At 70.1% G+C, this 15,066-nt stretch carries 11 protein-coding genes; 4 read left to right on the plus strand and 7 right to left on the minus strand.

Annotated features, from left to right (window positions below):
• Nucleotides 1-47 precede the first annotated feature (47 nt).
• The 4 genes from AAFF41_RS34605 to AAFF41_RS34620 form a co-directional block, all read right to left on the minus strand.
• Nucleotides 48-728, minus strand: a complete 681-nt coding sequence (locus AAFF41_RS34605; protein ID WP_319748450.1) for a response regulator — start codon at nt 726-728, stop codon at nt 48-50.
• Nucleotides 725-2,530 carry a sensor histidine kinase gene (locus tag AAFF41_RS34610; RefSeq protein ID WP_319748451.1) on the minus strand — a complete coding sequence of 602 codons (1,806 nt, stop codon included), beginning with the start codon at nt 2,528-2,530 and terminating at the stop codon, nt 725-727. Before AAFF41_RS34610 ends, AAFF41_RS34605 begins: the two co-directional genes overlap by 4 nt.
• A 119-nt stretch (nt 2,531-2,649) precedes the next feature.
• Nucleotides 2,650-3,594 (minus strand): ferredoxin family protein, encoded by a 945-nt coding sequence (locus tag AAFF41_RS34615; protein WP_343325157.1) that lies wholly within the window; start codon nt 3,592-3,594, stop codon nt 2,650-2,652.
• Between the two features lie 100 nt (nt 3,595-3,694).
• Complete coding sequence (locus AAFF41_RS34620; protein WP_319748453.1) at nt 3,695-4,999, minus strand: citrate synthase; 1,305 nt, start codon at nt 4,997-4,999, stop codon at nt 3,695-3,697.
• 98 nt (nt 5,000-5,097) lie between these two features.
• Between AAFF41_RS34620 and AAFF41_RS34625 the strand changes: the two genes are divergently transcribed.
• Nucleotides 5,098-6,294: a citrate synthase/methylcitrate synthase gene (locus AAFF41_RS34625; protein WP_343325158.1), complete on the plus strand. Its 1,197-nt coding sequence runs from the start codon at nt 5,098-5,100 to the stop codon at nt 6,292-6,294.
• A 150-nt stretch (nt 6,295-6,444) separates the two neighbouring features.
• Here the strand turns inward: AAFF41_RS34625 and AAFF41_RS34630 are convergent, their stop codons facing one another.
• Both AAFF41_RS34630 and AAFF41_RS34635 read right to left on the minus strand, forming a co-directional pair.
• A complete protein-coding gene (locus tag AAFF41_RS34630; protein WP_054229908.1) occupies nt 6,445-6,681 on the minus strand; it encodes a hypothetical protein in 237 nt (78 codons plus the stop codon).
• 672 nt (nt 6,682-7,353) lie between these two features.
• Nucleotides 7,354-7,860, minus strand: coding sequence for a DUF6082 family protein (locus tag AAFF41_RS34635; RefSeq protein ID WP_319748455.1), 507 nt, complete (start codon nt 7,858-7,860; stop codon nt 7,354-7,356).
• 518 nt (nt 7,861-8,378) lie between these two features.
• Between AAFF41_RS34635 and AAFF41_RS34640 the strand changes: the two genes are divergently transcribed.
• The gene (locus tag AAFF41_RS34640; RefSeq protein WP_343326395.1) at nt 8,379-9,533 is read left to right on the plus strand and encodes a CobW family GTP-binding protein; all 1,155 of its coding nucleotides are present in this window, start codon (nt 8,379-8,381) and stop codon (nt 9,531-9,533) included.
• Nucleotide 9,534: 1 nt separating this feature from the next.
• Here AAFF41_RS34640 and AAFF41_RS34645 read toward each other — a convergent pair whose 3' ends face one another.
• Nucleotides 9,535-11,994 carry a DNA gyrase/topoisomerase IV subunit A gene (locus tag AAFF41_RS34645; RefSeq protein ID WP_319748456.1) on the minus strand — a complete coding sequence of 820 codons (2,460 nt, stop codon included), beginning with the start codon at nt 11,992-11,994 and terminating at the stop codon, nt 9,535-9,537.
• 279 nt (nt 11,995-12,273) lie between these two features.
• Here AAFF41_RS34645 and AAFF41_RS34650 point away from each other — a divergent pair, with 279 nt between their 5' ends.
• The gene (locus AAFF41_RS34650; RefSeq protein WP_063818518.1) at nt 12,274-13,614 is read left to right on the plus strand and encodes a M16 family metallopeptidase; all 1,341 of its coding nucleotides are present in this window, start codon (nt 12,274-12,276) and stop codon (nt 13,612-13,614) included.
• On the plus strand, nt 13,611-14,999 hold the full coding sequence (locus tag AAFF41_RS34655; RefSeq protein WP_319748457.1) for a M16 family metallopeptidase: 1,389 nt from the start codon (nt 13,611-13,613) through the stop codon (nt 14,997-14,999). The genes AAFF41_RS34650 and AAFF41_RS34655 overlap by 4 nt, the downstream gene beginning before the upstream one ends.
• The last annotated feature ends 67 nt before the right edge of the window (nt 15,000-15,066 follow it).

Here is a 15,066-nt window from a genome sequence, read left to right on the forward strand (position 1 = left end):
CGCCCCGTGGCCCCGCCTTCGGGATCTTCCCCTCTTCGGCCGTGCCCTCAGGCGCGGGTCGCCCAGACGTAGCGATGCTCCGGGCGGCCCGCGTCGCCGTATTTGAGGGTCAGCCTGGCCCGTCCCGTGCGCTCCAGGAGCTTCAGATAGCGCTGGGCGGTCTGTCGGCTCAGTCCGGTCTCCTCGGCGATCTCCTGGGCGGACAGCGGCCCCTCGGCGGTCACCAGGGCCCGCCGGACGAGCTCTGCGGTCGTGGGGGAGTGCCCTTTGGGCAGGTCCGGCTCCACACTCGCCGACAGGGCGCCGAAAATCCGGTCCACCTGCGACTGTTCGGCCTCGCCGCCGCCGTCGAGCGTGCGGCGCAGACCCGCGTACGCCTCCAGCTTGGCGCGCAGGCCCGCGAAGGCGAACGGTTTGACCAGGTACTGCAGGGCGCCCTGCCGCATGGCCGCCTGGACGGTCGAGATGTCGCGGGCCGCGGTCACCATGATGACGTCGGTCTGGTGGCCGCGTCGGCGCATCTCCTGGACGACCGCGAGGCCCGTCTCGTCGGGCAGGTAGTGGTCCATCAGGACCAGGTCCAGGTGGGGCAGCGTCTCTATCCCGTGCAGCGCCTCGGCGGCGCTGTGCGCCTCGCCGGCGACACGGAAGCCGGGCACCTTGTCGACGTACGCGGCGTTGACCCGCGCGACCCGCGTGTCGTCGTCCACGACCAGAACCTCGATCATCGCGACTCCTCCTCGGCGACGGTGGCGCCGGTGGTGTTCTGGGACAACGTCTCCGACTGTCGTACGAGTTCCGGTGCGGGCCCGCGGCCGGGCTCGCCCTCCGGGCCCGGCATGAGACCTTCCGCCGGCACGGGGCCTTCCGTCGGTACCAGACCCTCCGCCGGCTCCAGGCTGTCCGCCGGCCCGAGACCGGCCTCCGTGAGCGCTTCCGGCAGTACGACCGTGAACTCCGCGCCCCCGCCGTCGGCCTCCGCCGCCTTCGCGCTGCCTCCTTGCCGCTCGGCGAGCCGACGCACCAGGGAGAGCCCGAGTCCGCGTTTGCCGTGCGCGGGTGGCTTCTTCGTGGACCACCCGTCCGTGAAGATCAGCTCCCGCCGCTCCGCCGGAATTCCGGGCCCGGTGTCCCGTACGCGCAGCACGGCCGTGCGTCCCTCGGCGTGCAATTCGACCTCCACGCGCGCGTGCGGGGTGCCCGCGACGGCGTCGAGTGCGTTGTCGACCAGGTTGCCCACGACGGTGACCAGCCCCCGCGGATCGACCAGCCGGTCGGGCAGCAGGGTCCCGTCCGCGACCCAGAGAGCGACCCCGCGCTCGGCCGCCACCGTGGCCTTGCCGACCAGCAGGGCGGCCAGGAGCGGATCGTGGATCTTCTCGGTGACCTGTTCCGCGGTGACCCTGTGGTCGCCGACCACCTCGCCGACGAACTCCACGGCGTCGTCGTACATCTCCAGCTCCAGCAGCCCCAGGACCGTGTGCATCCGGTTGGCGTGCTCGTGGTCCTGCGCGCGCAGGGCGTCGATCAGACCGTGGGTCGAGTCGAGTTCACGGCCCAGCTGCTCCAGTTCCGTGCGGTCGCGCAGGGTGGCCACGGCGCCGCCGTCGTCGGTCGGCATGCGGTTGGCGACCAGGACGCGCTGACCGCGCACCGTCAACAGATCCGTGCCGGTGACCCGTCCGGCCAGCACATCGGTGGTGCGGCCCGGCCCGAGCACGTCGTCGAGCGGCTGCCCGATGGCCTCCGCGTCGAGCCCGAGCAGGCGCAGCGCCTCGTCGTTGAGGAGCCGTACGCGGCCGACACGGTCCAGGGCGATGACGCCCTCCCGAATGCCGTGCAGCATCGCCTCGCGCTCCGCGAGCAACGCCGAGATGTCGGAGAAAGCCAGGTCACGGGTCTGCCGCTGAACCCGACGCGAGAGCAGGTACGCGGCGAACGCGCCGACGGCCAGGGCCCCGCCCGCGTACGCGAGGAGTCCCGGGATCGAGTGGATCAGCCGGGCGCGCACACTGTCGTACTCGATGCCCACCGAGACCGCGCCGATGATGTGCCCGTCGGCGTCGCGCAGCGGTACCTTGCCGCGGGCCGAGCGCCCCAGCGTGCCGCTGTCGATCTCCATGACGTCCTCGCCGGCCAGGGCCTTCTTGGGGGAGGTCGAGACGACCCTGCCGATCTGCGAGGTGTCCTTGTGCGACCAGCGCACCCAGTGCGTGTTCATCACCACGACGTACTCGGCCTTGCTGGCCTTGCGGATCCGTTCCGCGGCGACCTGCACGGGGCCGTTCACGGACGGCAGGGTCGTCTGCAGGTCCCTGGCGATCTGGGGCTGGGCCGCCGTGGTCTGCGCGATCGCGAGTGCTCGGTGCATGGCCTCGTTGTCGAGCTGGGCGCTGAGCGGGGCGAGGAACAGCCCCGTCGCGAGTACGGCGACCCCGGCGGCTATCGCCACCTGCATCAGCAGCACCTGAGAGAACGCCCGCCGCGGCAGACCGAGGCGCAGTCGTCGTGCGGGGGGAGTGGGGGTCATACCCATGACGGTACGGGGGAGCGCGCGCCGGTCCGAAGGGAGTGTGGCGTGGATCTCTCGAGTGGCGCGTGGGGAAGCTGTGGTCGGCGGGTAGGGGCCGGCCTGCTCAGGACTCCTGGTCAGCAGGCTACGGGGATCGTGGCCCGGGGCATCTCCCGTACGGCCACCACGTCCATCCGGGCCGGGGAACCCAGCGCGGAGCCGCAGCTCTCCGGGCGGGGCGGCAGGGAGGCGCCCTGCGCGACGATGACGCGCCACAGGCGCCCGTCGGTGTGGGCGACGGTCACCTCCCAGCGCGGCGCCGCACCGTCCGTGCGGACGACGCCGAGGGCTTCCGCGGCGCGCTCTCCGCAGGCCCTGCGCACGGCCAGCTCCGCCGCCTGCCCGGGCCGCTCCCACGCAGAGTTGCCACGGCAGCCCTCCGTGACGACGCGGCCCTCCCGGACGCCTTGGAGGATCTCCTTGACCGCGTGGGCCTCGGCCCGCCCATAGGCGTATCCGTACGGCAGGACGAGCAGGGTGGGCGAGAAGCGGTGGCCCCCGAGATGGGTGACCTCCCACGCGCCCGCCACGCCCGAGGCGGCGAGTTCCGCCGCGAGGGGGCGGCCCAGGAGCGCGCAGCAGCGGTCGCGCTTGCCGTTGGTGCAGACGAGCGCGAGCGGGTCGCCCGTGTGGCGCCGACCCTGGAGAGTCGCGTCGAAGGTGCGCGGGTTTCCGGTGCCGAGCGCGGTGAAGTCCAGGTCGAGCAGCCGCTCAGGAGCGCAGGTGGTGGCGCTGTGCAGCCACACGTTGCCCGGGGTGGTGTGCGCCGCGTACACCTGGCGCTCGGCGTGCGCACCGCAGTCGGCGTGCCGTCCGGGGCGGCGGATGAGTGCGATCCGCACCCCGGTGTCCTGGGCCACGGCTTCGAGCGCGCGGCCGAGCGCCGGGTCCAGGTGGCTCGACGTGAGCGCCTTGGCACCCCAGGGGCCCGGCTGTTCGAGGAGCAGCCAGGTCCTCGCGGTCGCCGCGGTCCCCGCGAGGGGCTCGTCGAGGTCCCGGGACACGGTCGTGCACGTACTCACAGAGGTGAGCCTAACCTGACTTCACTCAGGGCGACTTCCGACCGCGAGTATGGGGGCGCACTTTGGGTGCATTCGGAGCGTTGTGGGGGCGCGCCGGGGCTCACTCGGGGAATGGCTGCGGCGGCCGAGCTCCTACGTAGTGACCGCTCGGGCGCATGCGCAGCGGGCGTTCCTCGTACTCCTCCAGGGTGTGGGCGATCCACCCCGCTGTTCGGGCGACGGCGAAAACCGTCTCCCCGGCGGAGGCGGACATGCCGGAGGAGACCGTGAGGACGGCCAGCGCCAGGTCGACATTGGCGTGCAGGGGAGTGTGCCGGGCGGTGGTGGTCACGATGTCCTGGGCCGCCGCCAGGGCGGGCGCTGCGCCCGGGACCTCCTCCAGGAGGGCGAACAGGGCACGCGCGCGGGGGTCCTCGCCGGGGTAGAGCCGGTGGCCGAGCCCGGGGACACGGCGTCCGGCGCGCAGCTCGTCGGCGACCACGGGGGCCGCGGTGCCCTGGTCGAGGACGTCGAGGAGCAGCCGGTGGGCGAGGCCGCTGGCCGCGCCGTGCAGGGGGCCTTCGAGCACGCCGAGGCCCGCCGAGACGGCGGCGTACGGGTGCGCCCGTGCCGAGGCGGCGACCCGCACCGCGAGCGTCGAGGCGGCCAGATCGTGGTCGACGAGCAGGCCGAGTGCCGTGTCCAGCACTCGCAGTGACGCTCCGTCGGGTGTCCGGCCGGTGAGGCGTCCCCACAGCCGGTGGGCCAGCGGGCCTTCGTCGCGATGGTCGTGACGCAGGGACGGGAGGGCGGCGACGAGAGTGGGGATGAGGGTGCGCGCGGTGCCGAGGACGGCGCTCTCCGAGAGGTCGAAGCGCAGTGGATCGGCGGCCGAGGCGGCGATCGCGGCGACTCGGAGCCGATCCGTGGGGCCGCTGTGCTCGGGCAGCGCGTCCACGGCGCGGCGGGCGGCGGTGACGGACGCCTCCGGGGCGGTGAACGTGACGCCGGGGCGCAGCTGTCCCGTCCACAGCCATTCGGCGATCTCTTCGTAGGAGTGACGCGCGGCCAGTTCGGTCGCGTCGACGCCTCGGTAGTAGTACCGGTCCTTGTCGATGAGAGTGACGCGGGTACGGACGGACAGCTCGCCGCCGGTGCTCGAACTCCCGCTGGAGTCGCGCCTGTTGCGCCGGGCGAGTGCCTCCACCTCCTTGGCGTCGAAGGTGCTGCCCCGGCCTCCGGGGTCGCGTCGGCTACCGAGCTGACCGCGGCTCACATACGCGTACACGGTCTCGGGCTTCACACCGAGCAACTCGGCGGTCTCCCTGGTGCTGAGCCGCCGGCCTTCGTGGCCTCCGTGTCCTCCAGGTCCTTCGTGTCCCTCGCGTCCTTCGTGCGTCGACCCTGCCGCTTCGTGATCCCTCATGGACGCCACCGTATCCGTGTATCGGTATATTGATTCAATCAATATTGACACGGATTGAGTCAAGCATGGACAGTCGAATCAAGTTCAGGGAGGAATGCATGCCGAACAACCCGGCCGTGGCCGCACCGTCCATGACCCCTGTCGACGTACCGAGAGGACTCTCGGGCGTCGTCGTCACCGATACCGCACTGGGTGACGTCAGGGGGCGGGAGGGCTTCTACCACTACCGCCAGTATTCGGCGGTCGAACTCGCGCAGACCCGCGGGTTCGAGGACGTCTGGCATCTACTGGTCCACGGTGAACTGCCGGACGTGGCGCGCGGTGCCGCCTTCGCCGCGCGGACCGCGGCACTGCGTGGGCTGCCGGAGGAGGTGCGCGTGGCGCTGCCGGCGATCGCCGCGGCGACCGGACCGTCCGGACCGCTCGCGGGGCTGCGGACCGCGTTGTCGCTGCTCGGGGCGTCGTTGGGGTTCCGGCCTGTGTACGACATCGACGTCGACCGGCGTCGCGCGGACACGCTCGCGGCGTGCGCGGCCGTGCCGACGCTGCTCACCGCGCTGTATCGGCTCGGGCGGGGGCTGGAGCCGGTGGAACCGCGTGACGACCTGCCGTATGCAGCGAACTACCTTTACATGCTGACGGGCTCGGAGCCGGATCCGGCGCGGGCCCGGGCGGTCGAGCAGTACTTGATATCAACCATTGATCACGGATTCAATGCGTCAACCTTCACCGCGCGGGTGATCGCGTCGACAGGGGCGGACGTGACGGCGTGCCTGGTGGGCGCGGTCGGGGCGCTGTCGGGCCCGCTGCACGGTGGTGCGCCGAGCCGAGCCCTGGACACCCTCGACGCGATCGGTACATCCGACCGCATCGACTCCTGGATCCGTGAACGAGTCCTCGCGGGCGATCGCATCATGGGCTTCGGGCACGCGGTGTACCGCACCGAGGACCCCCGCTCCCGCATGCTCCGCGGTATCGCCCAGCAGTTCGGCGGTTCTCTGGTCGATTTCGCCGTCGAGGTCGAACATCGGGTGGAGGCGATCCTGGCCGAGCTGAAGCCCGGCCGAGAACTCCACACCAACGTGGAGTTCTACGCGGGCGTGGTCATGGAACTCTGCGGCCTCCCCCGGGAGATGTTCACCCCCACCTTCGCCGCGGCCCGCGTCGTCGGTTGGAGCGCCAACATCCTGGAACAGGCCGAGGACCCGAAGATCATCCGTCCGGCGGCACGGTATGTGGGGCCGGTTCCACCGGTGGCGGTGCCGGTGGCCGGCCGGCGCGATCCAGTGTCGTGACATGTGAAGGGCCCGGCATCACGTCGATGCCGGGCCTGGACGTCATGGCCCGAGGGGTACCGGGCGGAACTCCGACCTTCAGTTGCCCGTGATCGGTTCCTGGGGCCGTGCCTGGATCAATTCCTGGAAGAGTTCCCGGCGGCGGTGACGTCATGCATCAGGGATGTCCTTCTTCGCGCGGAGCAGGGTCTCGCGCGTGATGATGACGATCCGCTCGTAGTCGGCTCGTGCGGCGTCGGGCGGAAGCTCGGGGTCGAGTTCCTTGGTGGCCTCGCGCCCAATGACAGCGAAGCTGCCGTCACTGAGTTCGAAGATGTCGGGGCACGACTGGCCAGTGGCGCTGCCGCGCTCGCGTGGTGTAGCCCCGACACGTCGCACGATTTTCACGGAGTGGTACCAACCTTATGGCTCGGACTGATGGGTGCCTCCGAGCCGTGGGTCCTCGGAGCGTGACTGACTCCGAGCGGAGGTGTTCGTCGGAGGCAAGGGATCTGTCTCCGAGCGCAGGGTGTTCGTCGGAGTGCCCGTAGACCGGGCAGGCGACAATTTAGCGCTTCTTGTTGCCCATGGTGCGCAAAGCAACCAAGCAGTCGAGTGAACTTCGGCATCTCCCCTTGACGAAAAGTAGCATTGGGGTGATGCGTACGCATCGAGATCACTGGCGGCACACACCCCGCGCGTGCGGCGTGTCTGGCTCACGTCGCCCATCGATGCGTGGTGACCTGCGGCGTCATGCCCGACGCCGGAACACCTTTTCCCCGACCGGCACGGCGTATGTCGTGATCTCCACGGAGTGGCACCGACCTCATGGCTCGGAGTGATGGGTGGCTCCGAGTTGTGGGGTCCTGGGAGCGTGGCTGACTCCGAGCCGAGATGTTCGTCGGAGGCAAGGTGTCTCCGAGCGCAGGGGTGTTCGTCGGAGTGCCCGGAGGTCCGGACGGGCGACAACTCATCGGCTCTTTGTTGCCCCCGGTGCGCCAGGTGACCATGGGCAGCGGAGTGTACGTCGGCATCTTCCGTTGGCGGCACGCGATGGCCGTGTGCAGGGCGCGCCAGGGGTCACGGCGTCTCTTCGTCGGGCTCGCCCACGACCCACCATTCGTCGGTGTCGGAATCCGTCTGATCCTGGATCAGGCTGTCCATCATCCGGCCCAGTTCGGCCTCCTTGGAGGAGTCGGGCAGGCTCTTGCGGTGGTGCTCCGTGGCCACCCAGTACGCCCGGAAGATCTGGTTCTGGCACATGATGCGGAAGTGGCCGTGCAGCTCCGCACGCGTGAGGGCCCCGATCCGGTGGAAATACAGGGCGTTGATGTAGAGCGCGTTGGCGAAGAGGTATTGCCGCTGCTCTTCGGAGCTGATCTCCGTCTCGTACGTGTTCAGGACCGCGGCGAGGGCGGGATCGTCCATGGCCTTGCACAACAGATCGAAATGGAGCCGGTGCTGCTCGGTGAGCACGGCGCGCCTGGGCTGCCGTGAGCTGCGTTCCGCGACGGCGTTGGCCGCGAGGGTGAGCTTGGCCCAGGCACCTGAGCCAAGCCTCCGTATCGCGGAATTCTGTGTGGCCATGTCAACCCCCGAATCAGGCGACCGTTCCGCCGGTCGTCGGTTGTGGGGCGACAGGGAGCGGACCGGCGAGCGGTGGGCGGCGCGCTTGCCGTCTCCCAGTTTTGCCGAGCGGCTCTGATCGGCGGGGAGGCGGAGAGGAGGCGCACGGAGGGAAGTGCGGGTCGCGTTTCCCGGCGCCATGCCCAACGTGTGCCCCGTGAGCGCCGCTAACAATCGTTCACTTCGCGGGGATTCCTCCCACTCGTATCCTTGGTCGGCAGCCAGTCCCCGTACGAGCGCCGGTTTACGAGCCGTCCTCGTCCAGGAGCCGGTTCGTGAGCCGGAGCACGCGTCGGTGTGAAAGAGGTCGCCCGTTGAGCCAGCCCAGCCCTCAGCAGGTCCCGATCGATCAGACCTCAGGTCGGGTCCCGATCGATCAGACCTCAGGTCGGGTCCCGATCGATCAGACCTCAGGTCGGGTCCCGATCGATCAGACCTCAGGTCGGGTCCTGATCGATCGGACATCAGGTCAGGTCCCCATCGACCGGACCGCCGGTGACCAGGTCCACCTCGACGGAACTTCCGCCCGGCAGATCCCGGTCGTCGTCCTCGCCGGCTTTCTCGGCTCAGGCAAGACCACCCTGCTCAACCACCTCCTGCACCGCAGCGGAGGCAGCCGCATCGGCGCCGTCGTCAACGACTTCGGGGCGATCGAGATCGATGCGATGGCCGTGGCCGGGGCGCTGGGGGACTCCACCGTCTCGCTGGGGAACGGATGCCTGTGCTGCGCCGTCGACGCCAGTGAGCTCGACGAGTATCTCGGGCGGCTGACCCGGCCCTCGGCCCGTATCGACGTCATCGTCATCGAGGCGAGCGGCCTCGCCGAGCCGCAGGAGCTCGTGCGGATGGTGCTGGCCAGTGAGCATCCGCGGATCGTCTACGGTGGGCTCGTCGAGGTGGTCGACGCGGCCGAGTTCGACGGTACGCGCGAGAAGCATCCCGAGATCGACCGGCATCTCGCGCTCGCCGACCTCGTCGTCGTCAACAAGACCGACCGAGCCGAGGACGGCGAGCGCGTGCTGCGCACCGTACGCGGGCTTGTCGACCGGGCCGCCGTCGTGCCCGCCACCTACGGCCGCGTCGATCCCGAGTTCCTCTTCGACTGCAGGCCGAGTGAGGAGCGCATCGGGCAGCTGTCCTTCGACGACCTCCACCGGCACGACGAGAGCGGTCTCCAGGGGCACCACGACCACCTGCACTCCGCCTACGAAACCCTCTCCTTCAGCTCCGAAGTGCCGCTCGGTCCTCGGGAATTGATGGACTTCCTCGACAGCAGACCCGAGGGGCTCTACCGCATCAAGGGCTACGTCGATTTCGGCGTCGAGGACAGGGACAACCGGTACGCCGTGCATGCCGTCGGGCGGTTTCTGCGCTTCTACCCGGAGCCCTGGGCTTCTGCCGAGCCGCGCCTCACCCAGCTCGTGCTGATCGGCTCCGGCATCGACACCTCGGCTCTGGCCAAGGAGTTGGAGGCGTGCGAAAAGGACGCCCCACACGCCGACGAACACAGCATGTGGGGCGTCCTTCGCTACGTACAGGACAGCCACGTACAGGACAGCCACGTACAGGACAGCTACCCGGAGGACAGCCACGTTCAGGACGAGGAGCCCGACGGTCTCGAAGAGACCGGTTGATCTACACCGGGCCCGCCACCACCGACACCGTCTTCGCCAGCGACACTCCCGAGCCGTCACGGCGCGGGTCGATCTCCGGGAGCTCGGCCGGTGTGCCGTTCTTCTGCGCGGCCCGGGCCGGAAGCGCGCCCGCCCAGGCCAGCGAGAGGCAGTCCTCGCCCTTCAGGAACCGCTGGCAGCGCACGCCACCCGTGGCGCGGCCCTTGCGCGGGTACTGGTCGAAGGGTGTCAGCTTGGCCGTGGTCTGGACGGAGTCGTCCAGCGTGCCGCGCGAGCCCGCCACCGTGAAGACCACCGCGTCCACCGCCGGGTCGACCGCGGTGAAGGAGATCACCTTCGCGCCCTCGGTGAGCTTGATGCCCGTCATGCCGCCCGCCGCCCGGCCCTGCGGGCGGACCTGCGAGGCCTGGTAGCGCAGCAGCTGGGCGTCGTCGGTGATGAAGACCAGGTCCTCTTCGCCGGTGCGCAGTTCGACCGCGCCGACGATCCGGTCGCCGTCCTTGAGGGTGATGACCTCCAACTCCTCCTTGTTCGAGGGGTAGTCGGGGACCACACGCTTCACGACGCCCTGTTCGGTGCCGATCGCCAGGCCGGGCGAGGACTCGTCGAGCGTCGTCAGACAGATCACCGTCTCGTCCGGCTCCAGGGAGGACAGGAACTCCGCGATCGGAGCGCCTCCGGAGAGGTTGGGCGCCGACGCTGTCTCCGGCAGCTGTGGCAGGTCGATCACACTCAGCCGGAGCAGGCGGCCCGAGGACGTGACCGCCCCGATCTCGCCGCGGGCCGTCGCCGGCACCGCGGAGACGATCAGGTCGTGCTTGGTGCGCTTGGCGTCCTCGGCCTCCTCGAAGGGGTCGCCGTTGGCCGTACGGGCCAGCAGGCCCGTCGAGGACAGGAGCACCCGGCACGGGTCGTCGGCCACCTGGAGCGAGACCGTCGCGGTGGGGGTGCCCGCGGACTCCAGGAGCACCGTGCGCCGGTCGGTGCCGAACTTCTTGGCGACCGCGGCCAGTTCTCCGGAGACCAGCTTGCGCAGCTCGGCGTCCGAGTCGAGGATGCCGGTCAGCTCGTCGATCTCGCCGTTGAGCCGGTCGCGCTCCGACTCCAACTCGATGCGGTCGAACCTGGTCAGGCGGCGCAGCGGGGTGTCCAGGATGTACTGCGTCTGGATCTCGGAGAGCGAGAAGTGCTCGATCAGGCGTTCCTTCGCCTGCGCCGAGTTGTCGCTGGAGCGGATGAGGCGGATGACCTCGTCGATGTCCAGGAGGGCGACGAGGAGGCCCTCGACCAGGTGGAGGCGGTCGCGCTTCTTGCTGCGGCGGAACTCACTGCGGCGGCGCACGACGTTGAAGCGGTGGTCGAGATAGACCTCGAGGAGTTCCTTGAGGCCCAGGGTGAGCGGCTGACCGTCCACCAACGCCACGTTGTTGATGCCGAAGGACTCCTCCATCGGCGTCAGCTTGTAGAGCTGCTCCAGGACCGCTTCCGGCACGAAGCCGTTCTTGATCTCGATGACCAGGCGCAGTCCGTGCGAGCGGTCGGTGAGGTCCTTGACGTCGGCGATGCCCTGGAGCTTCTTGGCGTTGACCAGGTCCTTGATCTTGCTGATCACCTTCTCCGGGCCGACGGTGAAGGGCAGTTCGGTGACGACGAGGCCCTTGCGGCGCGCCGTGACGTCCTCCACCGACACCGTGGCGCGGATCTTGAAGGTGCCGCGGCCCGACTCGTAGGCGTCCCTGATCCCGGTCAGGCCGACGATCCGGCCGCCCGTGGGCAGGTCTGGGCCCGGCACGTACTTCATCAGCGTGTCCAGGTCGGCGCCCGGATAGCGGATCAGGTGGCGGGCGGCCGCGATGACCTCGCCGAGGTTGTGCGGCGGCATGTTCGTCGCCATACCGACGGCGATCCCGGACGAGCCGTTGACCAGCAGGTTCGGGTACGCCGCCGGGAGGACGTCGGGCTCCTGCTCCTGGCCGTCGTAGTTCGGCGTGAAATCGACCGTGTCCTCGTCGATGGACTCGGTCATCAGTGACGTGGCGTCGGCCATCCGGCACTCGGTGTAACGCATGGCGGCCGGCGGGTCGTCATTGCCGAGCGAACCGAAGTTGCCGTGGCCGTCGACCAGCGGCAGGCGCATGGAGAACGGCTGGGCCAGGCGCACGAGTGCGTCGTAGATCGACGCGTCGCCGTGCGGGTGGAGCTTACCCATGACCTCGCCGACGACGCGGGCGCACTTCACATAGCCGCGGTCGGGGCGCAGCCCCATCTCGTTCATCTGGTACACGATGCGGCGGTGCACGGGCTTGAGGCCGTCACGGGCGTCCGGCAGGGCTCGCGAATAGATGACCGAGTACGCGTATTCGAGGAAGGAGCCCTGCATCTCGTCCACGACGTCGATGTCGAGGATCTTCTCCTCGTACGAGTCGTCGGGCGGCGGGGTCTTCGTGCTGCGGCGGGCCATCGCTGCTGCGGCTCCTTCACAGTCTCTGCCGGGGCATGAACGGGTTCTGACGCGCACCATTGTGGACCGCCGCACTGACAACGCCGACCGCGACCCGTCCATAGGGGCTCCGCGGAGCCCGGTTCCGCTCGCTCACGGTGAACGGAAGTCCGGCCTCCCACCTCAGGAATTCTCGCTCTCGGCGTACGAGGCGCGGGAACTTCGCCACCGGTCGGCGCGCTTGCATACAGTGGCAGGACCGGCAGGAATTCTGCAGTTTCCGCGATCGAAGGGACGTACATGCCCATGGGTCACACGGCCACAGCTGAGGCAGGCTCCGGCGGCCTGACAGCGACCGAGCACCGCCTGGCCAACGGCCTGCGCGTGGTGCTCTCCGAGGACCATCTGACCCCGGTCGCGGCGGTGTGCCTCTGGTACGACGTCGGCTCTCGGCACGAGGTCAAGGGCCGTACCGGCCTTGCTCACCTTTTCGAGCACCTGATGTTCCAGGGCTCCGGCCAGGTGAAGGGCAACGGCCACTTCGAACTGGTGCAGGGCGCGGGCGGCTCCCTCAACGGAACGACCAGCTTCGAGCGCACCAACTACTTCGAGACGATGCCCGCCCACCAGCTGGAGCTCGCCCTCTGGCTGGAGGCCGACCGCATGGGCTCGCTGCTGGCCGCGCTCGACGACGAGTCCATGGAGAACCAGCGGGACGTCGTCAAGAACGAGCGCCGCCAGCGTTACGACAACGTGCCCTACGGCACCGCCTTCGAGAAGCTGACCGCGCTCGCCTACCCCGAGGGCCACCCCTACCACCACACCCCGATCGGGTCGATGGCGGACCTGGACGCGGCGACCCTGGAGGACGCCCGCGCCTTCTTCCGCACCTACTACGCGCCGAACAACGCGGTGCTCTCCGTGGTCGGGGACATCGACCCGCGGCAGACACTCGCCTGGATCGAGAAGTACTTCGGCTCCATCCCCGGGCACGACGGCAAGCCCGCCCCGCGCGACGGCTCGCTGCCCGAGGTCATCGGTGAGCAACTGCGCGAGGTCGTCGAGGAGGAGGTCCCGGCGCGCGCCCTGATGGCCGCCTACCGGCTCCCGGAGGACGGCACGCGTGCGGCCGACGCGGCCGACGTGGCGCTCACCATCCTCGGCGGCGGCGAGTCGTCCCGGCTCTACAACCGGCTCGTACGCCGCGACCGCACCGCCGTCGCGGCCGGGTTCGGCCTGCTGCGGCTCGCCGGAGCGCCCTCCCTGGGCTGGCTGGACGTGAAGACGTCCGGTGACGTCGAGGTCCCGGTGATCGAGTCCGCCGTCGACGCGGAGCTCGCCCGGTTCGCCGAGGAGGGCCCCACGGACGAGGAGATGGAGCGCGCCCAGGCCCAGTTGGAGCGCGAGTGGCTGGACCGGCTCGGTACGGTCGCCGGCCGCGCCGACGAACTGTGCCGGTACGCCGTCCTGTTCGGCGACCCGCAGCTCGCCCTGACGGCCGTACAGCGTGTCCTGGACATCACGGCCGAGGAGGTCCAGGAGGTCGCCAAGGCCCGTCTGCGCCCCGACAACCGCGCGGTGCTCGTGTACGAGCCGGTCGCTGCCGACACCACCGAAGAGGACGAGGAGGCGGCGAAGTGACCGAGCTCGCCACCATGGACTTCCACCCACAGCCCCAGGCGGGTCAGCCCAAGCCCTGGGCCTTCCCGGCGCCCGAGCGCGGCACGCTGGACAACGGCCTGACCGTGCTGCGCTGCCACCGCCCCGGCCAGCAAGTCGTCGCCGTCGAGGTGCTGCTCGCCGCGCCGCTGGAGGCCGAGCCCGTGGGCCTCGACGGCGTCGCCACGATCATGGCGCGCGCCTTCTCCGAGGGCACCGACAAGCTCTCCGCGGAGGAGTTCGCCGCCGAGCTGGAGCGCTGCGGCGCCACCCTCGACGCGCACGCCGATCACCCCGGCGTACGGCTGTCGCTCGAAGTGCCCGTCTCGCGCCTGCCCAAGGCGCTCGGGCTGCTCGCCGACGCCCTGAGGGCACCGGCGTTCGCGGAGAGCGAGGTCGAGCGCCTGGTGCGCAACCGGCTCGACGAGATCCCGCACGAGACGGCGAACCCGGCCCGGCGTGCCGCCAAGGAGCTCTCCAAGGAGCTGTTCCCGGCGACCTCGCGCATGTCGCGCCCGCGCCAGGGCACCGAGGAGACCGTCCAGAAGATCGACTCGACGACCGTACGCGCCTTCTTCGACAAGCACGTACGTCCCGCCACGTCCACCGCCGTGATTGTCGGCGACCTGACCGGCGTCGACCTCGACGCGCTGCTCGCCGAGACGCTCGGCGACTGGACCGGTTCGTCCGCCGAGCCGCGCCCCGTGCCGCCGGTGGCCGCCGACGACACCGGCCGTGTGATCATCGTGGACCGCCCCGGCGCGGTCCAGACGCAGCTGCTCATCGGCCGTGTCGGCGCCGACCGGCACGACCGTGTGTGGCCCGCCCAGGTGCTCGGCACGTACTGCCTCGGCGGCACTCTCACCTCGCGTCTGGACCGCGTCCTGCGCGAGGAAAAGGGCTACACCTACGGTGTGCGGGCGTTCGGCCAGGTCCTGCGCGCCGCGCCGGACGGAACCGGTATCGCGATGCTCGCCATCAGCGGCTCCGTGGACACCCCGAACACCGGCCCTGCGCTCGACGACCTCTGGAAGGTGCTGCGCACCCTCGCCGCAGAGGGCCTGACGGACGCCGAGCGCGACGTCGCCGTACAGAACCTGGTGGGGGTGGCGCCCCTCAAGTTCGAGACCGCGGCGGCCGTCGCGGGCACACTCGCGGACCAGGTCGAGCAGTACCTGCCGGACGACTACCAGGCGACGCTGTACCAGCAACTCGCCGCGACGGGCACCGTGGAGGCCACCGCGGCCGCCGTGAGCGCCTTCCCGGTGGACCGTCTGGTGACCGTCCTCGTCGGCGACGCCGCGCAGATCCAGGAGCCCGTCAAGGCCCTCGGAATCGGTGAAGTGACCGTCGTTTCGGCGGAGTAGAGGTTCACGGAGTGGAGGTTCAGCGGCTCAGTGGGGGCCGGCTGTAAGCCGAGCCGCACGCGGAGCG

It is taken from the genome of Streptomyces mirabilis (genome assembly GCF_039503195.1).
GTDB classification, from domain to species: Bacteria; Actinomycetota; Actinomycetes; order Streptomycetales; family Streptomycetaceae; genus Streptomyces; species Streptomyces mirabilis_D.